This window comes from Acidovorax sp. 210-6 (genome assembly GCF_010020825.1).
GTDB lineage: Bacteria > Pseudomonadota > Gammaproteobacteria > Burkholderiales > Burkholderiaceae_C > Simplicispira > Simplicispira sedimenti.
In genome coordinates this window covers 1,468,524-1,492,728 of record NZ_JAACJE010000001.1, presented here as the reverse complement: position 1 = coordinate 1,492,728, position 24,205 = coordinate 1,468,524, and the positions used below count along the sequence as shown (strand labels likewise).

The window sequence follows — 24,205 nt, the reverse complement described above, 5'->3', positions numbered from 1 at the left end:
AGACAACTCCAATCCCACCATCGCATCCGCACCATCCTGTTCAGCACCGGCGAGCGCATGCCCGCGCTGGTGTCGGCGAACACCGGCATGCCGGTGTTCGCCGCCTGCGTCTATGCCATGACGGAGGTTCGCCCGCGCAGTGGCTCTCCCGCGACCATCGAACAGGCCCTGCGAGGGGTCCAGTTCCTCCTCGCGTTTGAAGACCTCCGCGGCATTGACCTGCAGAATCGTTTCGCCAACGCTCGGTTCCTCGACTTGCACGAGTTGGATGACCTCGCCGCGCTGGCGTATCTGCCACTTCGCAGTGGCGGAACCGATCGCAAAGAAGAGGCCCCTCTGGCGCGAGCAACGCCAGCCACGGTCGCCGTCAGCACGGCCGCCATCCGGCTGCAATACTGCCGCGCCTATCTGTCGTGGCTGGGTCAGGCCGCTGCCTCACAAACGTGCGCCACCCTCGAACAGCGGGCGAACTACATGGTGATGCTGCGCGAGTTCCTTGCGCGGCTGACCGCCCGCGCACCTTCGGCGCGCTCCAGCAGGCATCGGGTCGGCCTGGACGCGCAGGCCAGAGCACTTCTGCTCCATGCCATCGACCCCGCATCGGCGGAGAACCCTTGGTCGACCGCGTTCCTGCGCGACCGCAACCGGCTGCTGGCTCTCTGGGGTCTTGGCACCGGCCTGCGGCGTGGGGAACTGCTGGGCCTGCGGATACGCAGCATCGACTTTCGCCGCAACCTGGCCGACGTCGTGCGTCGGCCCGATGACAAGACCGATCCCCGGATGGCCCAGCCGAACACCAAGACGCGCGAGCGCAGCATCGGCATCAGCGAGGAACTGGCTTACCTGACGCACCAGCACATCGTGCAGCACCGCGCCAGGATCGCTGGCGCGCTCCGGCACGACTTCCTGTTCGTCACCGCCACAGGCGATCCGTTGTCGCTGTCTGCCGTGACAAAGATCTTCCAGGGGTTGCGACGGCACCATCCCCAGCTTGGTGATGCGTTCTCCTCCCATGTACTGCGGCACACCTGGAACGAGGATTTCTCTGAGATCGCCGACCGCGCCGGGATGACGCCGGGCGACGAGCGCCGGGCACGCAACCACGCCATGGGATGGTCCGAATCCTCGCGCAGCGCAGAAACCTACCTGCACCGCCGCACCCGCCGCCTGGCAGTGCAGGCCTCGGTGGAGATCCAGCGCAAGGTATTGGGCGAGGAGGTGTCTCGCGATGCCTGAACAACCCATCCGCACCTCGACCAGGTCCTGCAACCGCACGATGTCGCGGACGCTCGACGGCTACCTGTTCGATCCCGCCGACGACATCTGGAAGATTCCGACGGCCGGAGGAATCGCTTCCTTCAACTTCGACAACCTGCCCGGGGCGTCAACCCGGCTGCGGCAGTGCATCAAGGACGTGTGCGCCGCCTTGCTGGTCTCGATCTCACCATCGCGTGCCGCCCAGGCGCTGTCGGCATACCGGAGGCTGCTTCGCCACGCAGCGCCGCCACACCCCCTCGACGCCATCGCCTTGAACGACGTGGTTCGGTACGGTGAATCCCTCGAAGTACGACAGCGCTACCGGCTGCGCCGGCTCAAGGAACACCTGCTGCTGTGGGTGGAACTGGGAACCCCGGGGCTGGACGTCGACCTCCATCGTGCCTTGCCCCGGCTGGTCACGCAGACGCATGAGGTCGGCAATGCCGTGCGCATGATGGACGTGGACGCCGGCCCGCTGACCGACATCGAGTACGAGGGTGTCACCACGGCCATGCGGCGCGAGTTCGCTGCCGGCCACCTTGGCCTGGCCGACTACACCCTCCTGACCTTGGCCGTGACCCTGGGCACCCGGCCGTTGCAACTCGCAGCGATGAAGTGCAAGGATTTCAGCGCGACACAGCGGCAGGACGGCAGCAGCATCTTCATCCTGCAGGTCACCCGCCTCAAGCAAGGCAAGGGCATCCGTCCCCGAACGCTGTTCAGGCCGCGCGAGCTGTCCAGCGGCCTCGGCGCCCTGGTGCAGGCGCAATGCAAGGCAGCGGCGGACTGGGCACAGCGACACGGGCTGCCTGTGGGCGAGGCGCCCATCTTCCCCTCGGCGCAGTTCACCAGAACCCCGCATATGGCCGAGATCGGGCTGCTCGGCCACTTCACCGGCCGGGGCGTCAGCGACAAGCTCTGTCGGCTGTTCCAGAAACTGGAAGTGGTCTCCCATCGCACGGGGAAACCTCTGGTGATGTCGCCCATCCGCCTGAGACGCACGCTCGGCACCCGGGCGGCGGCCGAAGGATGCTCGGCGCCCGTCATCGCGGACCTGCTGGATCACAGTTGGTTCGATTCCAGCCTGGTCTATGTCGAAACGCGGTCGGCCATGATCGAGCGCATCGACAAGGCACTTGCGTTGCAGATCGCTCCGCTTGCCCAGGCCTTCGCCGGCACCCTGGCAGTGCGCGACGACAGTAGCGAGGGACGGCTCGTTCACCACGTGTCGGCCGAAGCGTTCGACGCGATCGGCCGGTGCGGCAAGCACGACTTCTGCCGTCTCGCTGCGCCACTGGCCTGCTACACCTGCTCGTACTTCCACCCCTGGATCGACGCCCCTCATGAGGCGCTGCTCGATGGCCTGCTCAGCGAGCGGTCGGCGCTGGCGACATCGACCGACCTTCGCGTCGCCTCCGTGAACGACCTGACGATCCTTGCGGTGGCCGAGGTGGTCCAGCGTTGCCGGGACTCTCAGCATGAACGGGAGGCCGCATGACCACCGTGACCCGACTGAAACCCAGGGCATTGCGCGATGCGCAGGCCAAGCTGGACGCCTTCATCGCCAACGCTCGGAACGAACTCACGGCCTTCGGGAAGGACCTGGAGTTCGATTCGGATTGCTGGGACGTGACCGAGCACTACCTGGCCCAGGGGGACCGGCGGGCCAAGCAGGCCCGCGTGCGCTTCTTCTTCATCAAGGTGCCCGGCGCCGGCGGGCAAACACTGTCGCCCAAGGTTCGCGCGCTGGCCAAGGCCTACGTGCGAAGCGAGCTGGCCCAGCGCTCGGCAAGCGCGGCGCTGCGGGCGGTGCAGGCGTTCCACGTACTCGGCATTGCCATGAGGAAGCAGCGGCTCGCCTCCGCAGCAGAGATCGACCGGACCACCTTCGACGCCGCCGTGACTGCCATGGACGACGGCCGCGGCGATGCATCCCTCGACGGGATCGGCTTCCGCCTCGGGCAGATCGCCCGGTTTCTGGAAGACCGGATGCTGTGCGCCCACACGACCGGCACCTGGCGCTACGCGATGCGCCGGGGCAGTACCTACGGTCGCATCGGCGAAGCCTTCGAGGCCCGCAAGCGCAGGCTGATGCCTGCCCCCGCAGCCCTGGACGCCCTGGCGCGCGCATTCCATCTGGCATCCGACCCGAGGGACGTGCTCATCACGTCCGTGGCGGCCATCCTGTGCGCCGCGCCGGAGCGCTTCAACGAGGTGCTGGCCTTGCCTGCGGACTGCGAGGTGGACGTTCCGGGCGATGGCGAGGTACGACATCTTGGCCTGCGCTGGGCGGGCTCCAAAGGCTACGACGGCCACGTCAAGCTGATCCTGCCCGGGATGGCGGACGTGGTGCGCGAGGCGTTGCGCAGGATTCGCGGCCTCACGGAACACGCCCGCCACCTCGCCCGATGGTACGAGGCGAACCCGACGCGGATCTACCTGCCGCCGGAATGGGAGCACCTGCGCACGCAGGAGTTCATCGACTTCGAGGACATCGCCGATCTCCTGGGACTCGGGGGTGTGAGCAAGCGGAACCACGCGCGCACCTGGGTGCAGAGCGCGGGGCTTCCCGTCACGATGGTGGTGCGCGTGGCGGGCCACATCCCAGCGATGGTGGTTCGATTCGCTGACTTCGAGCGCCACGTCGTCCACCAGTTGCCGCCGCACTTTCCCTATGCAGACGCCAGGACCGGACTGAAGTACGGTGAGGCGCTGCTGGTCATCCCCGCGAGGTTGTTCCGAACCGGTGTCGGCAGCTCGTGCATGCTGGAGCCGCTGAAGTACCACCATGTGGGCAATGGGCTCGGCCAGAACGCCAAGGCCGGCAGTGTCACCGTGTTCCAGCGCGTCGGGCTCGACCCGAATCGCACGCTGTCCATCAAGAGCCACCAGTTCCGGCACTGGCTCAATACCCTGGCCCAGGGCGCGAATCTGTCCCAGGTGGACATCGCCAAGTGGAGCGGCCGCAGGGACATCCGTCAGAACGCGGCCTACGACCACGTCTCCAGCCAGGAGATCGTGGCACACATCCGTTCTGTGGTGGGCGATCACGCGAAAGTCATCGGCCCGCTGGCGGAGATTCCGAAGCATCTACCGGTGTCGCGCGACGAATACGCGGCGATGGCCGTGCCGACAGCGCATACAACGTTGTACGGCTTCTGCATCCATGACTTCGCCTCGGCTCCGTGCGAGATGTTCCGCAACTGCCTGGACTGCCGGGAGCACGTCTGCATCAAGGGGATCGATGGCAAGACCGAACGCGTGGCCGCCGCGTTGGAGCAGGCGTCGGCGCAACTCAGGACCGCGCAGGCCGCCGCTGCCGAGGGGGTGTACGGCGCGGCGGACTGGGTTGCCACCCACCTAGCCACCGTGGAGCGGCTGGACCAGTTGCTGACCATCTTGCGGGACCCGGCGATCGAGGACGGCGCTGTGATCCAGCTCAGCACCGGCGGAGCCGATTCCCTCTCCGAGAGCGCCGCCCGTGATCGGCTGGCCGGCGTCGACGCTCTGCGGCTCGCAGCGCCGACCGGCGCAACTTCCACCCCCTCATCCAGGAAATCCCATTCATGACACGACGTTCCCCTAACCTCACGCCAGAGCGGGTAGAGGCCATCCTGACGATGGTCCGCGCCTGGGAGGGCCGGCTGACGTGGCCGGCGCTCATCCAGGCCGCCGAAAAACGGTTTGGCTGCGCCTACACACGGCAGGCCCTGTTCAAGCACGCTCCGATCCGCATCGCGTACGACGTCTGCCGCAACGCGACTCCAGCGTCGGTGAGAGTCAAGCCGGGCCGGCCTGTATCCGCTGCCTTGCAGGCCGCGATGGATCGGGTTCATCGCCTGCAACAGGAGAACGCGGAACTCCGCAGGCGCGAGATGCTGCTGCTCGAGCAGTTCCATCGGTGGGCCTACCACGCCAGCTCGCGCGGGCTGACCCAGCACTTCCTGGATCAGCCGCTGCCACCACTGAACCGCAGGGGCAATCGCACACCTCCCCACCAACCACATCACACTGGCTCGACGTAGCTCAAGAATGATTGGCACGCCTCGTGCTCTGAACGGAGATATCACTCCTCGCAGAACCGGACCGTTCTGCGCTGCAAATGCATAGAGCTGCGTTGATCATACGCATGTCTGCGTGTAAAATACGCAGATGCGATCCATAACCATCAGCGACCTGTGCGAACTCACGGGCTACTCGCGCGACCAGATGCGCGGGCTGCTGGCTGAATTGCCACGTTTCGCGCGTAGGCATGCTGAGGCGCGGGTGGCTCGCGTGTACTCAAACCATGATGTGATGTTGGTGGTGGTGCTCTGTCGGCTGGAGACGGTGTATGGTCTTAGGAGAAGCATCGTCTCTGCTCTCTGCGAATCGATCGCTGCGAGCTTGACGGCACCGCGCAAAGTCAGCAAGCAGGCCTGCTTGATCTTGCGGGCCCACGATGCAACATGCGAATACGTCGATACAGCACCTCTGATCGACGATGGCTTGGTTGTCGCGCTGGGACCTATTTTCCTGGCCATCGACTCCTATCTACTACCGACGCCGCTGGTACAGCGAGACGTGGGACTCTCCGCCACTGGCACGCAACACAACCCCGCCACCGCAAAGGCTGTCGGACGTCAAGGACGTGTCGCGCGTGAGATGGTGCCTCGACATCGAGAGCGGTCGAACCATGGGTAATCGTCCGCCTTGGTGGGATGCTTGGCTGCGACCAGACACCGGCGCACAAGTAAAGGGGCTTGTGCGGGTACTCGGCTACCTGCCCGATGGCCGTCCACCCGAAGAAGTCGCCACCATGGAGAAGGCAGCCGAGTACGGGGCTGACGCCGTGTTCTTCGAGATTGAACAGCACGGTAGACGTGCCTCGGCGCAAGCCTTCATCTATGGCGTCAACACGTTGGCTGATGATCGGGAGTTTGCCGAGCGTCACCGCATGCTCTGGAGTTGGGGTGGCGTGCCCTTGGTGTATCGGCGTACGCCAGGATTGCTGCAGTTGTTCCGTTGTGCGCATCGTCCCGACTTTCTCACTGATGACGGGCGCATCCAGTGCAACCCAATCAAGTATCTGGATCTGGCTACGGCAATAGAGCTCGATCCCTGGTGGGATGAGGACAGTATCCGTAGCGGAACACTGTGGACGGATCCTGCAACCTGTGACCTGCTTCTGTCGAACAGCAAGGCAGCACACAAAAGCCTGTTCGATGCGTTCAAGCGGCTGAGCAGCTATCTCGACGAGAAGAACATTCTTCCGAAGCGTTTGCGTCGCCGGTTGTTGATCCTGTCGTTGCTGATTGCCTACCTAGAACAACGAGGCGTTTTCGGCGAAGGTTTTTTTGCAGCTTTTCAGCCCGATGCACAACGCTTTTTCGAGGTTTTGGGTAACGGACCGGCTCTGGTCAAGTTGCTTGCAGCCTTGGAAGACCGGTTCAACGGCAACGTGTTCACACTGGAACCGTCGGAAGTGGACAAGCTTCTGAGCACCCAGCAGTTGGAGCGCTTCGCTCGAATGATCGAAGCACGTGAGAATCAGACGGGCCAGCTGTCGCTGTGGGATCTGTATTCGTTCCGGGACTTGCCGGTCGAGTTGATCAGCCAGATCTACCAGTTGTTTGTGGAGAACGAGGACAGCTCGGTCTACACCCCTCCATTCCTAGTGCGGTTCCTGGTGGAGGAAGCCCTGAACTGGGATGCACTTGACCACATCACTTCGCACAACCAAGTGGTGCTGGATCCGTCTTGCGGCTCCGGCGTGTTCCTGGTGGAGGCCTACAAGCGCCTAGTGTTGCACTGGCGCCTGCGTCATCAGTGGCGGCGCCCGGACAAGCATGTGCTGCAGAGCTTGCTGGCTTTCGTCCATGGGGTCGATCTTGAGGAGGACGCCGTCGAACTCGCCGGTTTCAGCCTGTGCTTGGCCATGTGCGACGCCTTGCAGCCGGCACAGATCCGGCGCAGCATCAAGCTGTTCCCGAACCTGCGTCAACAGACATTGCATCATGGCTGTTTCTTTGCAGCCAAAGAGGCCGGGCAGTTGCCGGCCCGAATTGGGGCCGTCCTGGGCAATCCACCGTTCGCGTCCACACTGCAGACACCGGCCACCCAACGGGCCTATGCACGGTATCAAACCGAGCATCACAAGAAACTCCCCGACAAGCAGGCGGGCTACCTCTTTCTGCACGAGGCCAGCGAGATCATGGAGGACGGTGCAACGATCTCCATGCTGCAGCAGTACAACTTTTTGTACAACCAGAATGCGCTCGCGTTTCGGCAGCAGTACCTGGAGCGCTACTGGGTGCGCGAGATCCTGGACTTCGTTTCGGTGCGTGGCCTTTTCCAGAAGGGCGATGCCGATACCAAAGTCATTGTTGTCGTGGCGCAAAAGCGAGTCCGTCCCGACACCGCCACTTTGCTCCATGCAACGTTCCGCCGAACCGGCCGCATTGACGCCGAGCAGGGACTGGATCTGGACTACTACGACCTGCACGTCGTGCCATATCGCGTTGCACAGACGAACGACCGCCTCTGGCGTGCAAACCTCCTGGGAGGCGGTCGAACCTTGTCGCTTGTGAACCGGTTAGCACAGATGCGCACGCTGCGCCAATATGCGGAACAGCGGGATTGGGACGTTGGCGAAGGCTTCATTGTTGGCAAAAAAGTCCAGCGTAAGCGCGCGCCCCATCTAACAGGACATCCCTATCTGCCCTCCAAGGCGTTGACGACAAGCGGCATCGACGAGTCCCAGATTCAGCCCCTGAAAGACGAGTTTTTCCGCTCGGCGTATACCGAGCGACGCTTCACCCCGCCAATGTTGCTGGTGCGTGAACAGATGCACCTCGCCCACGCAGTATGGCAAGGGCACTACCTAACGTATAGCCAGCGGATGGTTGGCTTCTGCGCGCCGCAGAAGGACTTGCCAAAGCTCAACGCCATTGATCGTTGGATGAGCGCCGAAAAGCGCACTCTGCGGGCCTATTTGGCTCTGACCAGCCCCGGGCTGTTCGCTCAAAAGGCGACTGCGCTGCAGGCCGACGATATCTACTCGATTCCATACCCTGCTGACGGATCGTTCGATCTGAGCGACAACGAGCGCATCGTGGTCGACGACATCGTGGACTACCAGTCGGATCTGATACGGCTGGGGGAATCGTCGATAGCGATGCGCCAGGTCGCCGATGAAGACCTCCAGGTGTACGCGGAGGTTCTGGCGAATCAGGTCAACGCACTATACGGGTCACCCAGCTTCGGGCTGCGTGGCCAGTTCAGTTGGTCGGGTGCGGTGTGCCAAGCCTACGCGTTTGGCGACGCTCAGATCGATTGGTCAGGGGCGGAAGAACTGCGAGACCGCATCTCGGCTTTGCTGCACGCACCATCGCACCAGCACCTGGCTCTCACGCGCATCTGCCGACTGTATGACCACCGTTTCCTGTTCATACTGAAACCTGACCGTTTGCGCTACTGGATGCGCTCCGTCGGACTGCGCGATGCCGATGACATCTTGGCAGATCTGCGGGCCCAGGGCTACTAGCGAGGCGCGATGCTGGCGGACGGATCTACCTCTCACGCATTGGGCCAATTGGCCTCGGGGTTTCTTGCCGAAGGCCAATCTCGTGCCGCCATCCTGGACTTTATTCTCGGACAGCTCCCCCGCTGGCGAGACCGGCCTGATCGACCTCTACGCACCAGCGAGACGATGCTTACGTCGCAACTGTGCGCCCACCTCAACAGTGCAGCACGCAAGACTCCAGGCTGGGATTGCCTGCAATTTCGTGTGGAGGAAGCTGATGAGACACATGTCTCGCGCAAGATCGATCTCGTGGCTGCGGCTGCAGGCGATGCGCTGATCGTGCAAGGTCGGAGCTACAGTGATTTCGAGACGATTTTGCCAATTGAATGCAAGCGACTGCCCATTCCCGTCGGCTCGGGACGAGACGAGCGCGAATACGTCGTGACACGCGTTGGAGTGGGTGGAGGTATCCAACGCTACAAGGAGGGCAAGCATGGTGCTGCGCATGTTCGTGCAGCCTTGATCGCGTACGTGCAGGAACAAAGCTTCGATCATTGGCTTGCTTTGATCAGTGGCTGGATTCATGACTTACACACCAGTGGTACTCCCGGCTGGTCGGTCGCCGATGCGCTGGTAACTCATGGTCAAGACCCCACGGCCGGCATTGCGGTACATGAGTCAGTGCATAGCCGGAACAGTCTGCCTTCAATCCACTTGCGCCACCTGTGGGTGAAGATGACGCTCTAGTGCGATGACCGGGCTGAAAGTTTGCAAAGCCGTGAACACCTGCTCCCACTGCTGAATCCAACAGATTCACGAGGTTCCAACACACACTCTCGTGTCAATTCACACTTCCTCTTCGCCTCCGACCGTAAGGTCGCAATCCAATTGCGTTTGCTGCTGCTCGAGGATGGCAGTTCGACATGGGGCATGCGCTATTTACAATGTCTCGTTCCCCATAACTGGTACAGAACCTGGAGGACGCCGAACTCCACGGCATGATGAGCTTGACGCACGACAGCGCTCGGTAACGCCGCACGTTGGTCTCCCAGCGCACCCCCCAGCGGTCCACCATGTCGCCGGCCGGCCTGCGGACGGTCACCAGTTCCCAGCCCAGCCTTTGCGCGAGGCGCTCGCACACCGGCGCCGAATCCTTCCACTCAATCCGGCCCAGGTCGCTGTGGATCAGGACCCGCTGCCCCATATGCCCGATGGCGTCGAGATGGCTGCACACGCGGTACGCGAGCGCCTGGCTGTCCTTGCCACCGCTCACCCCCACATAGGCCGGCGCGTGCTCCGCCAGTGCCGCGTCGATCATGGGATCGCGGGCGATGTCGAAGCGCGGTGCGGGAACGGAGCCAGGGCGGGTTGTCATGCTCCCAGCATCCCTGCGAACAGCGCGCATTCAAGGGCGGCCCCGCACGCGCGCCCTCCTCATTCGCCTCCAGCTTGCCGCCGGGGCTGCAGGGAGGCTGTCGTCCCGCGCGCTCTGAACAGCAGCGCACGTTCTCCTCAATAGACGTCGCGGGCATAGCGCCGGTCTCTCGACATACAGGCCAGGTAGTCCGTGGCGGCATCCGCCGTCATGGCGCCATGCTCCTGCACGATCTGCCGGAGCGCTGCATCCACGTCCCTGGCCATGCGGCCGGCATCGCCGCAAACATAGAAGTGCGCGCCCTCCTGCAACCAGGCCCACAGCAGCGCGCCCTGCTCCCGCAACCGTCCGAAGTTCGTGGGGTGGGTCTTGATGCCGGAGACTTTGACCACCTTGCCACCCTGCACGTCCAGGGCCATGCCGCAGCCCACCCCGCAATAGGGGCACACGGTCTTCACCGAGGTCGTGGTCGCCGAGTTCATCCCGTCCTCCCGGAGAGCCGCTGCGCGCGGCGCAGGGGGTCCTGCGGCGGTCGGCAACAGCAGCCTGTCGAATGCGCAAAAAAAACGCGTCCGCACCTTCCTGACCACCGCGCTGAAGCGATGAAGGAACGTGCGGACGCCGTTGTCCTGCCTGAATCACGCCCAACATCGGGCGAGGTCCATGGATCTGCCTAGATCATGGATCCGGTGTCGCAAGACTTGTGCCAGCGATATACCTCCACGGATATAGCGCCGGTACACCGACAAGCCTGCGCTTGCTGCACCAGAACGCAGCAGCCGACATGCGGCAGTGCCCGGCTTGGTGCGCTGCACCGGAATGCTGGCGGCGGCTACAGGCCGTCGGTGCGACCCTCCACGACCTGCAGCAGCATCAGCATCACCCGCCGCGAAAGCTGCTGCGGCGAGTGCACGCACAGGCTGAGGACCGGGGTCGGGGTCAGCCCGGCAACTCCAACGCCGCCACCAGCGCCTCGGTCATCGCTTCATTGAGCGCGCGCGGCACGTCGAAGGTCTCGTGCAACGTGTTCATCGCATGGAACAGGCGGTGCATCACGCGGCCCAGCTGTTCGGGCGCGCGCATCCGGTAGCTGACCGCGGCGCCCTGCCCGGGCTGCGGCTCCGCGTCCACCAGCATCAGCACGATCAGCTTCAACTGGTCGGGCAGGGGCAGCAGGAAGTGCAGCCAATAGCCCCACTGCGCATCGACCGCGCGGAAGAAGCGCACGCATTCGGGGATCAGCGGCAGCGGCCGGGGATCGTCGTCGTAGCCTTCGACCTGGATCACCATGCGGCCGGCGAAGCGCATCACCTGGTTCGCGTCATCGCTGAACAGCAGGAGCCGCTCGACCGTGCTGCCGACGCGGAAGGCCTCGATGTCGGCGCGGGTGATGACGACGATGGCCAGGTCCGCCTTCGGCGACAGGCGACCGAATCCGTCGGCATCCGTGATTCTGATTTCCATGGCAAATGCTCCTATGTGTGGTGGTGCGGCCTCGCGGCCGCTCAGTCCTCATCCTTGGCAGCGTGCGCGGGAGGGGCCGCGCCATCGAGCGGCCGCTGCCGGGCCCCCTGCGCCGCTGCGGCGCGCGCATCCATCACCTCGCGGGTGCGAAACCCGACCGGCAGCCGCACCTGGGGGTCGGCGAAGACCCACAGATGGAACTGGTTCGCCGTGTCCACGAGCCGCGACTCGGCCGGATAGACCTCGAAGCCCTCGTGCTCCTCGCCGACGATGGCGTTCTTGATCCGCTGCAGATCGCGCCAGTCGTGGATGGGCGCGCGGTCGCGGCGCTTGATCGACAGCCAGAGCATGTCGCTGGTGTCCGGCCCGAAGGGCGCCGCGATCCGCTGGACGTTGACCTGGTAGCGCTCGTTCACGTAGACGCGCTGGCGCCTAAGCGCCGCAGCCTGCGCGCGCGCCGCTTCCACGTCGATCCCGAAGCGCGCGGCCAGCACACGCGGATTGAACGCGCCATCGGGCAGGCGCGCGGCTTCGAAGGGGCCCATCGGCGGCAGGGGCGTCTCGAGCCGCTGCAGCGCGATGGCGCTGTTGTCCAGGCGGTGCGAGCGCCGCTGCCCACGCCTCCCGCTCGCCTGCGACCGTGGGGCCGACCTCGGCGCTAGCCATGCCCGGCCGCATCCAGGTGAACCAGCACGCGCCGGCCAGATCGGCGCCGTCCTCCGGCCGGCCACGGTGGACCTCGTAGCCATCGGCCTGCAGCAGGCGCCGCACTTCTTCGCAGAATCGGGTCGTGTTCATGATGAAGGGGGTGTTTCGTCGTCGGGGCGGCCGCTGTCGCCGCGTTGCCCAAGCTTCCCGCGCTTGCGCGCGGGTTCAACCCCGCCGGGCGGCGGCCGCGCCGTATCCTGGGTGCCGTCAGGCCCGAACAGCAGCCTCTGCACGTGCGCGCGTGGCAGGTGCGGCGCGGAGCCCGGCTCGCGGGCGGCGGCATGCGTGCGCGTCGCCGACGCCGAAGCCCCGTGGCCTCCATCGCCCCCATGCCGCGGCACCTCGCCGGTGCCGGCTCCGGCGGCCGGTTGCCCCTCGGGCGCGGATGCCTCCTCGCTGGCGAACCGGCGCTGCAGGCGGTATCGCCAGCCGCCGAGCACATGGGCCGGGGTATGCCACCGGCTCCAGACCTCTCCGCTCAGCGAGTTGCCATGCACCACGACGGCCGGGATGTGCAGCAGCGCGAGCTGCAGGAAACTCATGTGGACGCACCGCACGTCGATGTCGACGCACGTGGCGTGCAGGACCTTCTGGTAGTTCAGCCCCGCCGCATGCAGCGCGTCGGCCATCGCGATCACCATCCCCCCTGCCCCGCAGGCGGGCTCCATGACGTCGACGAAGCCATTGGCTTCGACCTCGCCCCTGGCGGCGGCCGCGTCCCCCACGAGGACCCGCGCCATGAGCTGCGAGACGTGGAACGGCGTGAACACCTGGCCCGCCCTGTCGTTGCCCAGGTCCAGCGTCATGTACAGGCTGCCGAGCAGGTCCTCGAACTCGCCTTGCGCGCAGCACTGTTCCATCGCGAGGGAGAGGTACCCCAGCATGCGCGGAAAGCGCTCAAAGTCCTCGCGCGGGTACTTCTTCACGATGTCGTGGTAGCGGGCCTCCCGCTGGTCGAACTGGGCCTTGTCCACCGCGTTGCTGATCGACAGGCACGACAGCTCGATGAAGTCGGCGAACACGTCGCGAACGCTCCAGCGCGGCGCCATGCCCTGCAGCAGCGCGACAAGCTCGCGCCGTGGATCCTCGATTCCCCGGCCTTCCCGGCCGGAAGGGTGTTGCTTCATCACGTTCTCCTTCGTCCTCGCGATGGCGAGGCGTCGGAGACAGGTTCGAAGGCAAAGCAGGCGGATCAACCCCGCGTCCGGCGGGGCCCGGCCAGGGCCGTGGCCTGGACGCCGGCGCATCGGACAGCGCCGATGGCGGCTCCAGGCCGGCGCTGCCGCTCAGGGGGTCGGGGACGGGTCCTGCGCGCACTCGAGCCACGCCGGCCGCCGGGCGCGGTGGAACCGGCAGGTGGCCCAGTGGCGCCGGGCCCGTGCGCGCAAGGCCTCCTGGTGGTAGCGCCGCTGGCCCGGCGTGCCCCGGTACGCCAGCTCCCCTGCGTTCACCCAGTGCTGGATGGTTGTGGCGCTCACCCCGGCCTCGCGCGCGGCGGCGCCCAGGCTCAGCCATTCGGGGGCCTGCGGCTCGCGCACTGCCTGGGGATGCCGCAGCGCTTCACGCAGCCGCTCCACCATCGGCCCGGTGAGGTACTGGCGGCGCCGGTCCCAGCGCGCCTGCGCCACGCGGACGGTGCCGTCGCGCTTGCGCGCCTTCACCCAGGCCAGCGGCACGTCCAGCAGTGCCGCCGCCTCTTCCAGCGTGTGGCCCTCCTGGGATTCCCGCCGCTTGATGGCCGCCTGCACCGTCACCAGCGGGATGCCCCGGGCCGTCCGCCACGTGAGCCCGTCGAGCAGCACGCGCAGGCGCTCGATGGAGACGCCCACGCGGCGCGCGGCCTCCGCTTCGCTGAACCCCAGCCGCTCGCGCAACTGCGCGCACTGCTGGCGCAGCACGTAGTCCCTGCCGCGCATCGCGCCCTCCGTGCCGTGTTTGGAGCCCAGGGTGCCCGCCGCGATGTGCTGGCGCAGTTCGCGCGGCGTGAACAGGTACTGGCGACAGGCCGTCTCCAGCGCGATCCAGGACCGTTCTCCCTCGCCGCTGGGGCAGCGGCGAGCGATCCACCGCGTGGCGTCGGTGCGGGTCACGTAGAGCGTGCCGTTGCAGGACGCGGCCGCCAGGACGCCGCTGGCGATGGCGCGGCGCACGTGGCTCTGCGGGCAGCAGGCCGCCGCGGCCACCTCCGCCACCGTGCTTCCGGGCGTCCAGGGCCGCGTCAGGTGGCGCTTGGCGCCCTGGGCCAGGCCCGGGTAGCGCGCCGCGAAGTCGTCGAAGTCCTTCGGCGCCCCCTGCACGCCCCAGATGTCCCGGCAGGTCGCGCAGTCCTCGGGGTGGCGCCGCTGCTGCCACCGGCGCCAGGTGGCCCGCAGGTTGTCGGCCAGGGGCTTGCCATGCCAGGGCATGGGCCGGCCCGCGCGCCGGTCCGCGATGAGCTGGCGCGCCATGTCGGCCGCGATGTGCCAGGTGCCGAACTGCGTGGACGGCCCGGGCACCCCGAAGGGGTTGCAGCGCAGGGCCGTCGGCACATGGCCCATGCGCGCGAACTCGGACAGTTTGTCGCTGCGGATGCCCAGGGGTTCGCGCAGGGATGCAAGGCGCACGAAGCCCTCGGGTGGCGCGGCGCGCTGCGCCTTCCAGGCGGCCCAGGCCGCGTGCGGTATCACGAGCCGGCGGCCGACCTTGTGCGCGGCGAGCGCGCCGCTGCGGATGGCCTGGTGGATCAGCGCCGTCGAGCCAACCTCGCGCCCGGCCTCGGTGGTCGTGATGCCGCCGAGCACGTCGCCCGACTGCAGGCCGATCAGATGGACGCGCCCCTGCACGGCCACGGCGGTGCGCTCGGCGGCCGCATCGCCCGTGCGTTCGCGCAGGCGCGCCGTGAGCACCTGCGCGATTTCTTCCGTCCCGAGCTGGCCCACCAGCCCAGCCAGCAGAGCGACCTCCGGCGCCTGCCACTCGTAGCCGCCCCGCCCCGTCCTGCGCGGCGCGGGCCATTCCTCCTCGGCCGGAGCGCGGCCGTGCCGCAGGGCGAACAGTTCGGCGAAGTCGAGCGGCCTGTCCCGCCTCTCGCAGGCGCCCGTCCGCCGCACCGACGCGACCGCCTCGGGCGACCCCGAGCACGGTGGCCAGATGGTGCACGGCCGCGCGCCAGCCGTGCGCGAGCACGAAGTCCACCCAGCGCGGTTCCTCGTCCGCGCCGCCCGGAACAAGCGCGGCAGCATCGTGCCGTTCCATCATCGCGTCTCCAGTTCGTCCTGCAGCGCGGCAGCGCCGGCCAGCATCTGCTGGGTGGACAGCCCCGCGATGGCGCCCAGCAGGCCCACCACCGGATCGGTCAAGGCCTGCAGGCGCCCGGTCGGGATGCCCCGCATGGCGCGGTCCCATTGGCTGAAGGTGGCCGGCAGGGTCCGGCGCACGGGCCGGGCCTTGGGCGCCACCCTGGCCAACGCCTGCGCCATCGGCATGCGCACCTTCTCGACGCCGCGGCGCGAGAGACAGAAGAATTCGCCCGGCGCCAGCGCATTGAGGTCCGTGAACTCGATGCGCGATGCCCGGAACTGCGGCGCCAGTGCCGCCCAGGCAGTCGCGTCCTCCTGGCAGCCGATCAAGGTCAGGTTCTTGTTCGCGAAGAGCGTGCGGTGCAGCGTGCCGGTGTACCGCAAGGCAGTGATGAACAGGTCGAGGGCGCGCTTGCGGCCCCGGCCGGCGAACTCGTTGATGATGCCGGCGGCCTCGCCCGCATCTTCGGCGCATTTCTTGGCGGTGCTGAACAACTGTCCCTCGTCCACCACGACGAACAGCGGCTTTCGGATGCGCTCGGCCGCGTCGAGGATGGCGCGGCCATAGGGCAGGAACGCGGTGGCATCGCGCGCGCTGACCACGACGATGGACTGCGCGCGGCTTTGCAGCAGCGCGGCCAGATGCTCCGCGTCGCGCACCGCCGCGCCGTAGAGCGACTCCATCTCGCTTTCAGGGTCGATCAGCACGCTGACCCAGCCCTGGGCCGACAGCTGCTCGGCCATCAGCAGGCCGGCATTGGTCTTGCCCATGCCGCGCGGGCCAACCGCGACCGCCAGCAGGCCCGTGGTGGCGTACTCGGCCAGGTCGATCGGCGCGCCGCCGAGGTCCAGGTGCGCGGTCAGCATCTCTTCGCGCCGGATGACGGCGTGGGGGACCATAGGGTGGTTCATTGCCCGTCCTCCGGCTGCAGCAGCGTGTCGCGCAGGCAGAGCACCTGCTTGGGGTTCAGCGAGAACACCACGGCGAAGTCGTCGATGACCTGCTCCGTGATGGCGGCCAGCAGCCCCGAGCGGCGCGCCTGGGCGATCAGCTTGCGCTGGGCCGCCCAGCCGTGGCCGCCCGCAGGGGCTGCCGCCGTGAAGGTGCCGATCTGCGCATGCAGCTGGTCCATGCCGTACGGCGTGGCATCGGGGCCGAGGTCGCAGGCGAGCCGCTCGTTGAGCAGCGCGAGCAACTGCTGGGCCGGCATGAAGCCGTGCACCTTGCGGATCAGCGCGCGCTCGGCTTCGGTGAACTCGCGCGCAGGCGCCGACGGCGCGCGCGCGGCCAGGGCCGCGGGCGCCGTGGGCGGCGAGGCGCCGGGCTGGCCCAGCCCCAGGCGGCGCGCCTCGGGCCGGCGCTTGCAGGCGCCGCACAGCGCCAGCGAGGGGTCGTCGTCCTCCTCCGCACCGAGGATGCAGGTGCACAGGCGGCAGCGCAGGGACGCTTGCGCGGCGGCCGGCGGGACGACCCCGTCCTCACGCGGGTGCGGGTGCGCCTGCTTGGCCGACAACGCCCCGGGGTGCGCGCAGGGTGCGGACGGCGCCGATGAGGGCGTCTGTCTGCGCGTCGTGCAGTCGGGCCAGGGCGGGCGCTTGGCCGGCGCGTCGCGCGATGGAAGATCGAGAAGGGAAGATGGCATGGCGAGGCTCCTGTGTGTTTCCAGGCTATCGCCTCGCCTTGCGCCTTCAAGGGCGCATGCGGCCGGTTCCCGCGCGCCGGCCTCTTTCCCGATGCGGTGGGCGCTCCGCAGCCGCCCTCAGACCTGCAGGGCCGGGTTGAGCAGGTCGATGCCGGCGCCCTTGCACTTGATCCATGGACCGCAAGGATGGTCCTCGCCGTCCCACGCGCCCAGCGCCGCGAGCGCGTCCTGTCCGTGCCCGTAGCAATAGCGGCGCTCGTAGCCTTCCCAGGTGAGGCCGACCACAAGGCCGAAGGTGAAGTTGAAGCGACGGACGCCGCAGACCACGCCGCCGATCCGCCGCAACTGGCGGTAGCCCTGGTTCTGCAGCCAGGCGTCGAGCGCGCCAGCGTTCACGGCCCCGGCCTCGGCCGACCACCCCGCTCGGCACCTCTCACCTAGTCACGTTCGAACGAGAACGCCCCCGGCCGCGCCGCCCAGCGCGCTTTGGGATGGGCATCGAAGTCGGGATCGATCTGGCGGGCGAGCGCATCGACCTCGCGCTGCAGGCCACCGGTGTCAAGGCCGAGGACATGGGCGGCCGCACAGATGCCGCCGCCGAACTTGTCGAACAGGGCGGCGGCGACGGCCGGCGATTCGGCGCCCCGCTGCACGTCGGACGTGCGCCCCTCGGCCGCGCTGCGCACCTCGCGCCGGAGCTCGTCCAGCCATCGTTGCGCCTGCGCCTCTTCCTGCGTCGAGGCGTCCGGCCCACTGGTATCCGCCATCTTCATACCCCTTGTTTCACTGGAAAGATCATAGCCCTGGCCCCTGTCCGCGCTCGACGTCCCCCGGTGGCGGGCGGTTTGCAGGATGCCCTAAAAATATATATCCTATGCATATACCGAAATGACAAGGATCGTGCGATGCCCACCACCACCGGCCAGCAGCCGCTGAAGCTGAACTTCAAGGACGACACCCTCACGACGGTGTCGCGCGACGCGTTGAAGGCCATTGCCAGGAAACTGGGTTTCAACGAGACCCAGACGGTTCTCTACGCGCTCGCCAGGCTCAGGGACGAGGTGCTTGTCGAGCAGGACACGGAGAAGCTCCTGCCGCTCACCCGGACCCAGCACCAGGCGATCGCGAAGGCCGAGCCCAAGGGCAAAGGCAGGGTCATCGGTTCGCTGCTGTGAGCGCGACCTACTGGACACCCCGCCCGAAGCCCGGCGACATCGTCGAATGCCGCTTTCCCCAGCAAGTGGGCGTGCCGGGCCCCAAGGACCGGCCGGCCCTGGTGCTTCAGGTCGAGGAAGCGGCCGACGATCCCGCGGGTTCCGTCGTCGTGGTGGCGTACGCCACTTCGCAGAACACGACGGCGGTGTATCCGGGCGAGTTCGTGATCGATGCCAGCGCCAAGACAGGCCTGACCAAGGCCACCAAGTTCGACCTGGTCAACCACCACCGGCTGCCCTTCGATGATGCCTGGTTCGCGCCTGCGCCTGGCAAGACGCCGAAACATCCCCGGCGGGGCCGGCTCGACCTCCAGGACGCCGTGGTGAAGCGCAAACTGCAGTCGGCCATCCTGGAGGCCAGGAGTCAGCCCAAGGCCTTCTGAGGCCCGTCGCGACTCTCCGGACTTCGCCCGCCTGGGCGGGGCTCCAGCCGTTCACCGGATCGACGGGAACGACCCGGCCGCCATCCGGTGCTGCAGCGCGGCTTCGTAGATCGCGCCGCCCACGGCGGCGAGCGCCGTGAAGTCCTCGTCCGTCAGGCGCGTGCGCCGTTGCGACATCCAGCGCGCGAGCCCCACGACGGCCTCGTCGAGCGGCGGGTTGCGGTTGCGGACCGACAGGTCCTCGAAGACGGCGACGATGTCCTGCGCGGTCATGGCGGCCGCGTGGATCTTGGGCAGCGCCATCGTGGCATCCGCACCGTGGCTGCGGCGCGGGCGCCGGGGCATGCGCAGCACGTGGGCGATGTGACGGGCATACGTCGCGACCGCGCGCCAATAGCAGGCCATGGGGCCTTTGCGGCGGCGCCACGCGTTCTCGGCCTCGTCGTTGGCCTGGGCGCGCAGATCCATCAGGAGCCGCGCCAGCGCTGCACGCTCCGGGGCACCCAGCGCCTGCAGGCCCTGCGCGGCCGGCAAGCGCAGCAAGGGATTGAGATAGCCCATGGCGGTCACCTCCCCGGCGCGTCGGCGGCGCACGGCCCCGGTGGCCGGCGCACCGCGGTGCGCGGCGCTGCCGCCGTCGGCGGGCGGCGGTTCCCTGCAGGGGCTTTGGTGGAGCGAGACGGTATGGTCATGCGGCCAGTCTGGCCCCGGCATCGGCGCCATCAAGGGCGCACCCGCGCCCGCCCGAATGGCCCGCTGGCCCACCGCCTTCGGGGCTCCAACGGTCCGAAGGGTGCTGGTCCGGCCATGCCGCTGCTACGATCGGCACCGGGCCGAGCCCCCTGCTTTCCTCCCCGAGCAGGCCGCGCTCCGCCGCCACTGCGGAGCGTCTTGCCACCCCGGGCCGCATGCATTGCGCCCGGGGTGTTTCTTCCACGGCCCGGCCACCGCGCGGGCGCCGCGGACAAGATCACCTCCGCCGCGCGCGGCTGCCTCGCGAAGCCTCAGGCGTCCTTGAGCCGCCAGACGCCCCGCCCGGGCGACTCGAACCAATGCTCCGAGCGATTGAGCACCTGGCGCACCTTGGCCTGCCAATGCGGGTTCGCCTCGCAGCGGTTCGCCGCCGCGCCGCGCACGGCCTCGTAAAGCGTGGCCAGTTCCGCCTGCCCGCCCAACTGCATGAGGCACAGGTGGACGATGGCGCGCCACGTCGAGCGCAGCCGCTGGTGCGCCCCCGCCGCGAGTCCGCGCAGCACGCCGAACACCGTCGTCTCGCGGCGCCGCCACAGCAGGATGTATTCGTGCGTGATGCGCGGCAGCGCCATGCCGCGATAGGCGCGCGCATCGCTGCGCACGTTGTGCTGCGCCTTCAGCAGCACAGCCGCGAGCTCGTCCGAGGGCATGCGCGCGATGGCCTCGGCCTGGTAGGAGACATAGCGCCCGCCCTGCCGACGGTCCCCGATGATGGTGCCGTAGTGCCCCCCGGGACGCGCGGCGGCGCGCTGGTTGAGCAGCACGACCTGCAGCTTCTCGTGGAAGTCCTCGTCGTCGGCGCAGCGGCTCAGGTCGTCCGGATGCGCCTGCGTGCCCCAGACCTCGCCCGAATAGACGATCATGGGCCCATAGGGCACGTGCGAGATGCAGGCGTCCACGGGCTCGCCGCCGATGGTGGCCAGGATCGAGTGCCGCAGCGCGTTGAAGCCCATGCGCAGGTCCAGGCCGTGGGCGAGGATGCCTAGCTCGCGCGCCACCTCCACCGAGGTGCCGCTGCCCGCCATGGGATCGCAGAAGCTGCGGGGCCGCAGCATCTCGAACAAGGCGCGGTAGACATGGCCGGAGCAATTGCCCCGGTAGCGCGCGTTGCCCCATGGGCCGCGCTCTGGAAAGCTGAGGATGGATGACATGGCCGGATGGCTCCTTTGCGCGTCCAGTCTCCCGCGCGCCGCCTTCATTTCAAGCGCGGCGGCGCCTGCGGACGCGACGATCCCCCGGCAGCCGAGCTGCGCGGGGGATCCACGGTTCGTCGATGTCCTGCCAGGGACGGCTATCCGCCCTTCTCCGACGCCATGCGCTCCCGCATCTCCTCGACGAAGGCGAGCGGCTGCATCAGCCCGTACCGTGCGAGGCGCACGGGAATGTCCTCGGCGGCCAGCTCACCGTTCTCGATTCGCCGGCACAGGAAGTCAGCGATCTCGTCCTCGGACAAGGCGGCGGCGTCCGGGTCCCCGGGCTGCTCCGCGCCGAGGATCTCCGCGTCGGTGACCGAGACGCCGACGGTCCGCGAATGGAATCCCCAGTCGAGGCGCCCGACGAACTCGGCGAGACTCGCTCCCGCCGCGACGCGGACCTGCAGCGCCACCGTCAGATGGACGCAGGCCTTCACCGGCGCTTCCTCGTACCAGCGCCAGCGCGCGAACGCGAGGGCCTCGTCGGTGATGTCCGCCACGTCGTCCACGCCGAAGAACTCGCACACCGATTCCACGAGGGTGACCCGGAAAGGACCGTTCCACGCCACGTGCGCCTGCCCCACCGCGTCGCTGCTATCCCGGTTGTCGCGCAGCGCGCGCAGCTCTCCGCCCGCCATGCGTAGCACGTGGCCGGTCGCGTCGAACTCGAGCGCTTCGCACTCCACCGCCTCCTCCCTTGCGCTCCAGTATTCCTTGTGGAAGGTCCCGGTGATGCGGCGGTTCGTCACGCTCGCCAGCAGTCGGCCGTCGCGCTCCACGGTGAAGGTCGAGCACTCGCCGACCGGGATGCCTCCCATCAACTCTTCTGCGAGGCCGATCGCCTCGCAGAGTGTGCCCAGGTCGTCATAGCGACCGCCATCTTGAAAAACGCCATATCGAGGCATGTCCATCTCCTTGTTCATTGCGCCGCGTCAGCGCAGCGGGACGGAAGCTAGCAACGCATCCAGCGCGCGGCCGTGCAGCGAACAGAAGCGCTCGCAGTGCTCCGCCACATGGCGCTCGAGCCCCGCCCGGCGCGCCAGCGCCAGCAGTTGCAGCACGGCCTCCGAGGGCACGAACCGCAGTTCGCGCCGCCGCTCATCGACCCACACGATGGGGCCGCATCCGGCGCCGGGCCGGGCGGCCTCGACGCCGTCGATCTCCCGGGAGAACCTGGCGCACACGGCGTCGAGCCAGAGCACCTGGTTGTTCCTCAGCCACGCCGTACCGTCATCGAGCCCGTGCGCGCCCGTGAGCAGGTCGCCCGCACGCCGCCACACTTCCTCCAGCATCTGGCTGTGCGAAAGCACCCCGGCTTGGCGGTCGCTGATCCAAAGCCAGGACAGCACCCACGCGCCGCCCTCTCCGCGCGCCGTGGCCGTGTGGACGTCGATCCGGATGTCCGCGTTCGACGCCGTGGCTTCGCGGGCCGCCGAGACATACGGGTCGTCTTCGGGCGCGGCGAGCACTTGGAGGCACTCGCCGATGGTCAGGCCGTCGCGGCGCAGCGCGTTCAGCGCTCGCGCGCGCGCCGTCCCGCGGTTCGCCTCGGCATCCTCTGCGTCCTCGCCCGGCCTACGCTGGTGCTCGGTCTCGCGCAGGCAGCGCCGCGCCTGGGCGACCAGGTCCCAGCAACTGGCGCTGGCGGCCTTGCCGTCGTCGGCGGCGTACCTCAGCGCGTACGCCAGGAGGCTGTCGACAAGATCTCTCATGTCGTTGCTCATGTGATTTCTCCTTCAGGAAGTGAAGGGGCGGCCTGCCCCCGAGGGGCACGGCGCCCCGGGGGGTGATCGATGACGCCGCGGCGGCGCCTTGCCGCCTACGGCCTTTTGTGCCCAGCCCGTACGCCGGGACTGAACGGATGTGAAGTGCCACGGCGCCACGCCCCGGATGGGACAGTGGCCGGCCGCGGCAGCCGTTGCGCGGCTAGTGCGCCGCGGCGCCCAGGCGCACCACCGTGGACAGCACCGTGTCCTCCAGGGTCTCCTCGGCATACGCATGGCCGATGAAGCCCCAGCATTCCTCGTCGCGGTCCTCGATGCGCCGTCCGGTGGCGCGGTCTAGCACGTAGACGACGACGCCGTAGACCTCGCCGTTGACCCAGGCGTTGTATTCCTCCAGCACGGCCTGGCAGTAGCGCGTGGCCTCCTCGGCGAGCGTGGCCGCGAGCTCGGCCGGCGCGAGGCTCAGGCCGCGCGCGTCGGCCCACGCGGCCAGAGGGCCGGCCTCGGTCGCATGGTCACCGTCCCAGGTGTGCCCGCCGTCGTTGGAATGGCGAACGACCGGCGGTTCGTTCCCGCCGCCGGTGGCGCCGAACCAGCGCACCTCGCCGCCGCCCAGCGCCCGCAGCACGTTGCAACGGATGTTGTCCTCGGCCTGCTGGTCCGGCACCCAGATGGCGCCGCCGCGCGTCGTGTCCCAGGGGCATTGCATGCCCTGACCCGCGACGCTGTAGACCACGCCACCATGCTCGTAGATGTCGAGCAGGACGGCGAGCGGGCTGCCGATGCGGCCCGCGGCGCGGGCGCGCTTCCACGCGGCCTCGGCCTCGCGCTCGTCGAGCAGGCTGGACAGGTCCTTGAGCTTGTCGCGCCAGGCCTGCGGCAGCTCGGCCCACCACGGCACGTCGAGGAACCACTGCGCCACGTAGTCCAGCGCGTACGCCCAGCCTTCCTGGTGGATGGCCTGCGCGACCGTCTTGAGGACCGCGTCCCAGCTGGCGGCCGCCCGGCCACGGCTGCGCAGCAGATTGCCGAGTGTCGCCATCAGCGAACGGTTCGAACGGATCGACGCGCAGACCTGTCCGGCCAGGAGGTCGGACACGCATTCCGCGGCGAGGTCCTTGTTGCCCTCGCCGTCGCGGCCCAGCGCCTCGAAAAAGGACGCCTCCTCGCCAGGGCGCGCGCGGCGCCCGCGGTGGTACAGGCTGCCGTTGCCCTGGTCTTCGGTCAGGGGGTTGCAGTGCCCGGCATCGTCGTCGTGGCACAGGCCGCCGGCCACGATGAATTGCTCCATCACGACCATGCGGGCCTCGGTGTCGGGCTCCAGGCGGCATCCGGCCTTGACGTCGATCCCTTCGTCCGCATCGGCCGCGCCGCCGGGGGCGACTTCGGACAGCGACTCGCGTGCTGCCTCGACGCCAGGCAGTGCCAGCGCGCGGCTGGTGAACGGAACTCCTTCCACGGCAACGACCGTCTCCGGCCGCAGGTTGGAAAGAGCCATGACTTGGTGCTTGTTCATTGACGGTCCCATTGAACAGGTCGCGGGGCCGCCCCCTGCGGGAGTGCGTCCCGCGGGGGTTGAAACATGTCCGGCGCCCGATCGGCGCGTCGGACGGCGATGAAGGTCTGGCGCCCGGTCCGCGCACGGCGGTCCGGTGCCCAGAGCGAAGGCCGGCAGGCGCCGGCCAGGGCGGGCCGAGCCGCCGCGTACG

At 68.0% G+C, this 24,205-nt stretch carries 23 protein-coding genes and 2 pseudogenes; 9 read left to right on the top strand and 16 right to left on the bottom strand.

All coding sequences use genetic code 11. The features are described from left to right. Window positions 1–57: 57 nt before the first annotated feature. The 7 genes from GWK50_RS06915 (at window position 58) to GWK50_RS06885 (ending at window position 9,508) form a co-directional block, all read left to right on the top strand. On the top strand, window positions 58–1,236 hold the full coding sequence (locus GWK50_RS06915) for a tyrosine-type recombinase/integrase (RefSeq protein ID WP_059400425.1): 1,179 nt from the start codon (window positions 58–60) through the stop codon (window positions 1,234–1,236). Continuing rightward, window positions 1,229–2,755 carry a site-specific integrase gene (locus GWK50_RS06910; RefSeq protein WP_139222813.1) on the top strand — a complete coding sequence of 509 codons (1,527 nt, stop codon included), beginning with the start codon at window positions 1,229–1,231 and terminating at the stop codon, window positions 2,753–2,755. The genes GWK50_RS06915 and GWK50_RS06910 overlap by 8 nt, the downstream gene beginning before the upstream one ends. After that, window positions 2,752–4,827 (top strand): hypothetical protein, encoded by a 2,076-nt coding sequence (locus GWK50_RS06905; protein WP_047783153.1) that lies wholly within the window; start codon window positions 2,752–2,754, stop codon window positions 4,825–4,827. The genes GWK50_RS06910 and GWK50_RS06905 overlap by 4 nt, the downstream gene beginning before the upstream one ends. Next, window positions 4,824–5,282, top strand: a complete 459-nt coding sequence (locus GWK50_RS06900; RefSeq protein ID WP_047783154.1) for a hypothetical protein — start codon at window positions 4,824–4,826, stop codon at window positions 5,280–5,282. Before GWK50_RS06905 ends, GWK50_RS06900 begins: the two co-directional genes overlap by 4 nt. Before the next feature lie 127 nt (window positions 5,283–5,409). Next, window positions 5,410–5,940, top strand: a complete 531-nt coding sequence (locus GWK50_RS06895) for a hypothetical protein (RefSeq protein WP_103738758.1) — start codon at window positions 5,410–5,412, stop codon at window positions 5,938–5,940. Then, window positions 5,933–8,782, top strand: a complete 2,850-nt coding sequence (locus tag GWK50_RS06890) for an N-6 DNA methylase (protein WP_047783224.1) — start codon at window positions 5,933–5,935, stop codon at window positions 8,780–8,782. Before GWK50_RS06895 ends, GWK50_RS06890 begins: the two co-directional genes overlap by 8 nt. Before the next feature lie 39 nt (window positions 8,783–8,821). Continuing rightward, the gene (locus tag GWK50_RS06885) at window positions 8,822–9,508 is read left to right on the top strand and encodes a hypothetical protein (RefSeq protein WP_162015752.1); all 687 of its coding nucleotides are present in this window, start codon (window positions 8,822–8,824) and stop codon (window positions 9,506–9,508) included. A gap of 94 nt (window positions 9,509–9,602) precedes the next feature. Here the strand turns inward: GWK50_RS06885 and GWK50_RS06880 are convergent, their stop codons facing one another. The 11 genes and pseudogenes from GWK50_RS06880 to GWK50_RS06835 all read right to left on the bottom strand — a co-directional run bounded on the left by GWK50_RS06880 (window position 9,603) and on the right by GWK50_RS06835 (window position 18,002). Next, window positions 9,603–10,136, bottom strand: coding sequence for an ATP-binding protein (locus GWK50_RS06880; protein ID WP_175518477.1), 534 nt, complete (start codon window positions 10,134–10,136; stop codon window positions 9,603–9,605). Between the two features lie 137 nt (window positions 10,137–10,273). Beyond that, a pseudogene (locus GWK50_RS19840) lies at window positions 10,274–10,483 on the bottom strand (sulfite reductase); the annotation flags it as partial. Between the two features lie 6 nt (window positions 10,484–10,489). After that, window positions 10,490–10,618 (bottom strand): annotated as a pseudogene (locus GWK50_RS20015) (hypothetical protein); the annotation flags it as partial. A gap of 457 nt (window positions 10,619–11,075) precedes the next feature. Further along, a complete protein-coding gene (locus tag GWK50_RS06870; protein WP_059400423.1) occupies window positions 11,076–11,600 on the bottom strand; it encodes a hypothetical protein in 525 nt (174 codons plus the stop codon). A 41-nt stretch (window positions 11,601–11,641) separates the two neighbouring features. Continuing rightward, the gene (locus GWK50_RS06865) at window positions 11,642–12,145 is read right to left on the bottom strand and encodes a hypothetical protein (protein WP_059400422.1); all 504 of its coding nucleotides are present in this window, start codon (window positions 12,143–12,145) and stop codon (window positions 11,642–11,644) included. A gap of 249 nt (window positions 12,146–12,394) precedes the next feature. Then, window positions 12,395–13,435 (bottom strand): N-6 DNA methylase, encoded by a 1,041-nt coding sequence (locus GWK50_RS06860; protein ID WP_162015751.1) that lies wholly within the window; start codon window positions 13,433–13,435, stop codon window positions 12,395–12,397. 159 nt (window positions 13,436–13,594) lie between these two features. Then, the gene (locus tag GWK50_RS06855) at window positions 13,595–15,226 is read right to left on the bottom strand and encodes a helix-turn-helix domain-containing protein (protein ID WP_162015750.1); all 1,632 of its coding nucleotides are present in this window, start codon (window positions 15,224–15,226) and stop codon (window positions 13,595–13,597) included. A 315-nt stretch (window positions 15,227–15,541) separates the two neighbouring features. Next, window positions 15,542–16,498: a hypothetical protein gene (locus tag GWK50_RS06850; RefSeq protein ID WP_139222811.1), complete on the bottom strand. Its 957-nt coding sequence runs from the start codon at window positions 16,496–16,498 to the stop codon at window positions 15,542–15,544. Continuing rightward, window positions 16,495–17,229 carry a hypothetical protein gene (locus GWK50_RS06845; RefSeq protein ID WP_139222810.1) on the bottom strand — a complete coding sequence of 245 codons (735 nt, stop codon included), beginning with the start codon at window positions 17,227–17,229 and terminating at the stop codon, window positions 16,495–16,497. Before GWK50_RS06845 ends, GWK50_RS06850 begins: the two co-directional genes overlap by 4 nt. A 117-nt stretch (window positions 17,230–17,346) precedes the next feature. Next, window positions 17,347–17,625 carry a hypothetical protein gene (locus GWK50_RS06840; protein ID WP_059400417.1) on the bottom strand — a complete coding sequence of 93 codons (279 nt, stop codon included), beginning with the start codon at window positions 17,623–17,625 and terminating at the stop codon, window positions 17,347–17,349. A gap of 41 nt (window positions 17,626–17,666) precedes the next feature. Further along, window positions 17,667–18,002, bottom strand: a complete 336-nt coding sequence (locus GWK50_RS06835; protein WP_059400416.1) for a hypothetical protein — start codon at window positions 18,000–18,002, stop codon at window positions 17,667–17,669. A 132-nt stretch (window positions 18,003–18,134) separates the two neighbouring features. On the opposite strand from GWK50_RS06835, the gene GWK50_RS06830 reads away from it, so the two are divergent. Together GWK50_RS06830 and GWK50_RS06825 are read left to right on the top strand one after the other, a co-directional pair. Next, entirely contained in the window at window positions 18,135–18,404 is a 270-nt protein-coding gene (locus tag GWK50_RS06830; RefSeq protein ID WP_059400415.1) for a hypothetical protein, read from the top strand. After that, complete coding sequence (locus GWK50_RS06825; RefSeq protein WP_059400414.1) at window positions 18,401–18,826, top strand: type II toxin-antitoxin system PemK/MazF family toxin; 426 nt, start codon at window positions 18,401–18,403, stop codon at window positions 18,824–18,826. The genes GWK50_RS06830 and GWK50_RS06825 overlap by 4 nt, the downstream gene beginning before the upstream one ends. Before the next feature lie 51 nt (window positions 18,827–18,877). On the opposite strand, the gene GWK50_RS19830 is transcribed toward GWK50_RS06825, so the two are convergent. The 5 genes from GWK50_RS19830 to GWK50_RS06800 all read right to left on the bottom strand — a co-directional run bounded on the left by GWK50_RS19830 (window position 18,878) and on the right by GWK50_RS06800 (window position 24,012). After that, window positions 18,878–19,387, bottom strand: coding sequence for a hypothetical protein (locus GWK50_RS19830; protein WP_242455314.1), 510 nt, complete (start codon window positions 19,385–19,387; stop codon window positions 18,878–18,880). Window positions 19,388–19,830: 443 nt separating this feature from the next. Then, window positions 19,831–20,730 carry a hypothetical protein gene (locus GWK50_RS06815; RefSeq protein ID WP_059400413.1) on the bottom strand — a complete coding sequence of 300 codons (900 nt, stop codon included), beginning with the start codon at window positions 20,728–20,730 and terminating at the stop codon, window positions 19,831–19,833. A gap of 140 nt (window positions 20,731–20,870) precedes the next feature. Next, window positions 20,871–21,695, bottom strand: coding sequence for a hypothetical protein (locus GWK50_RS19825; RefSeq protein ID WP_242455313.1), 825 nt, complete (start codon window positions 21,693–21,695; stop codon window positions 20,871–20,873). A gap of 9 nt (window positions 21,696–21,704) precedes the next feature. Next, window positions 21,705–22,496, bottom strand: a complete 792-nt coding sequence (locus GWK50_RS06805) for a hypothetical protein (protein ID WP_059400412.1) — start codon at window positions 22,494–22,496, stop codon at window positions 21,705–21,707. Window positions 22,497–22,698: 202 nt separating this feature from the next. Then, window positions 22,699–24,012 (bottom strand): hypothetical protein, encoded by a 1,314-nt coding sequence (locus GWK50_RS06800; protein WP_059400411.1) that lies wholly within the window; start codon window positions 24,010–24,012, stop codon window positions 22,699–22,701. Window positions 24,013–24,205 lie beyond the last annotated feature (193 nt).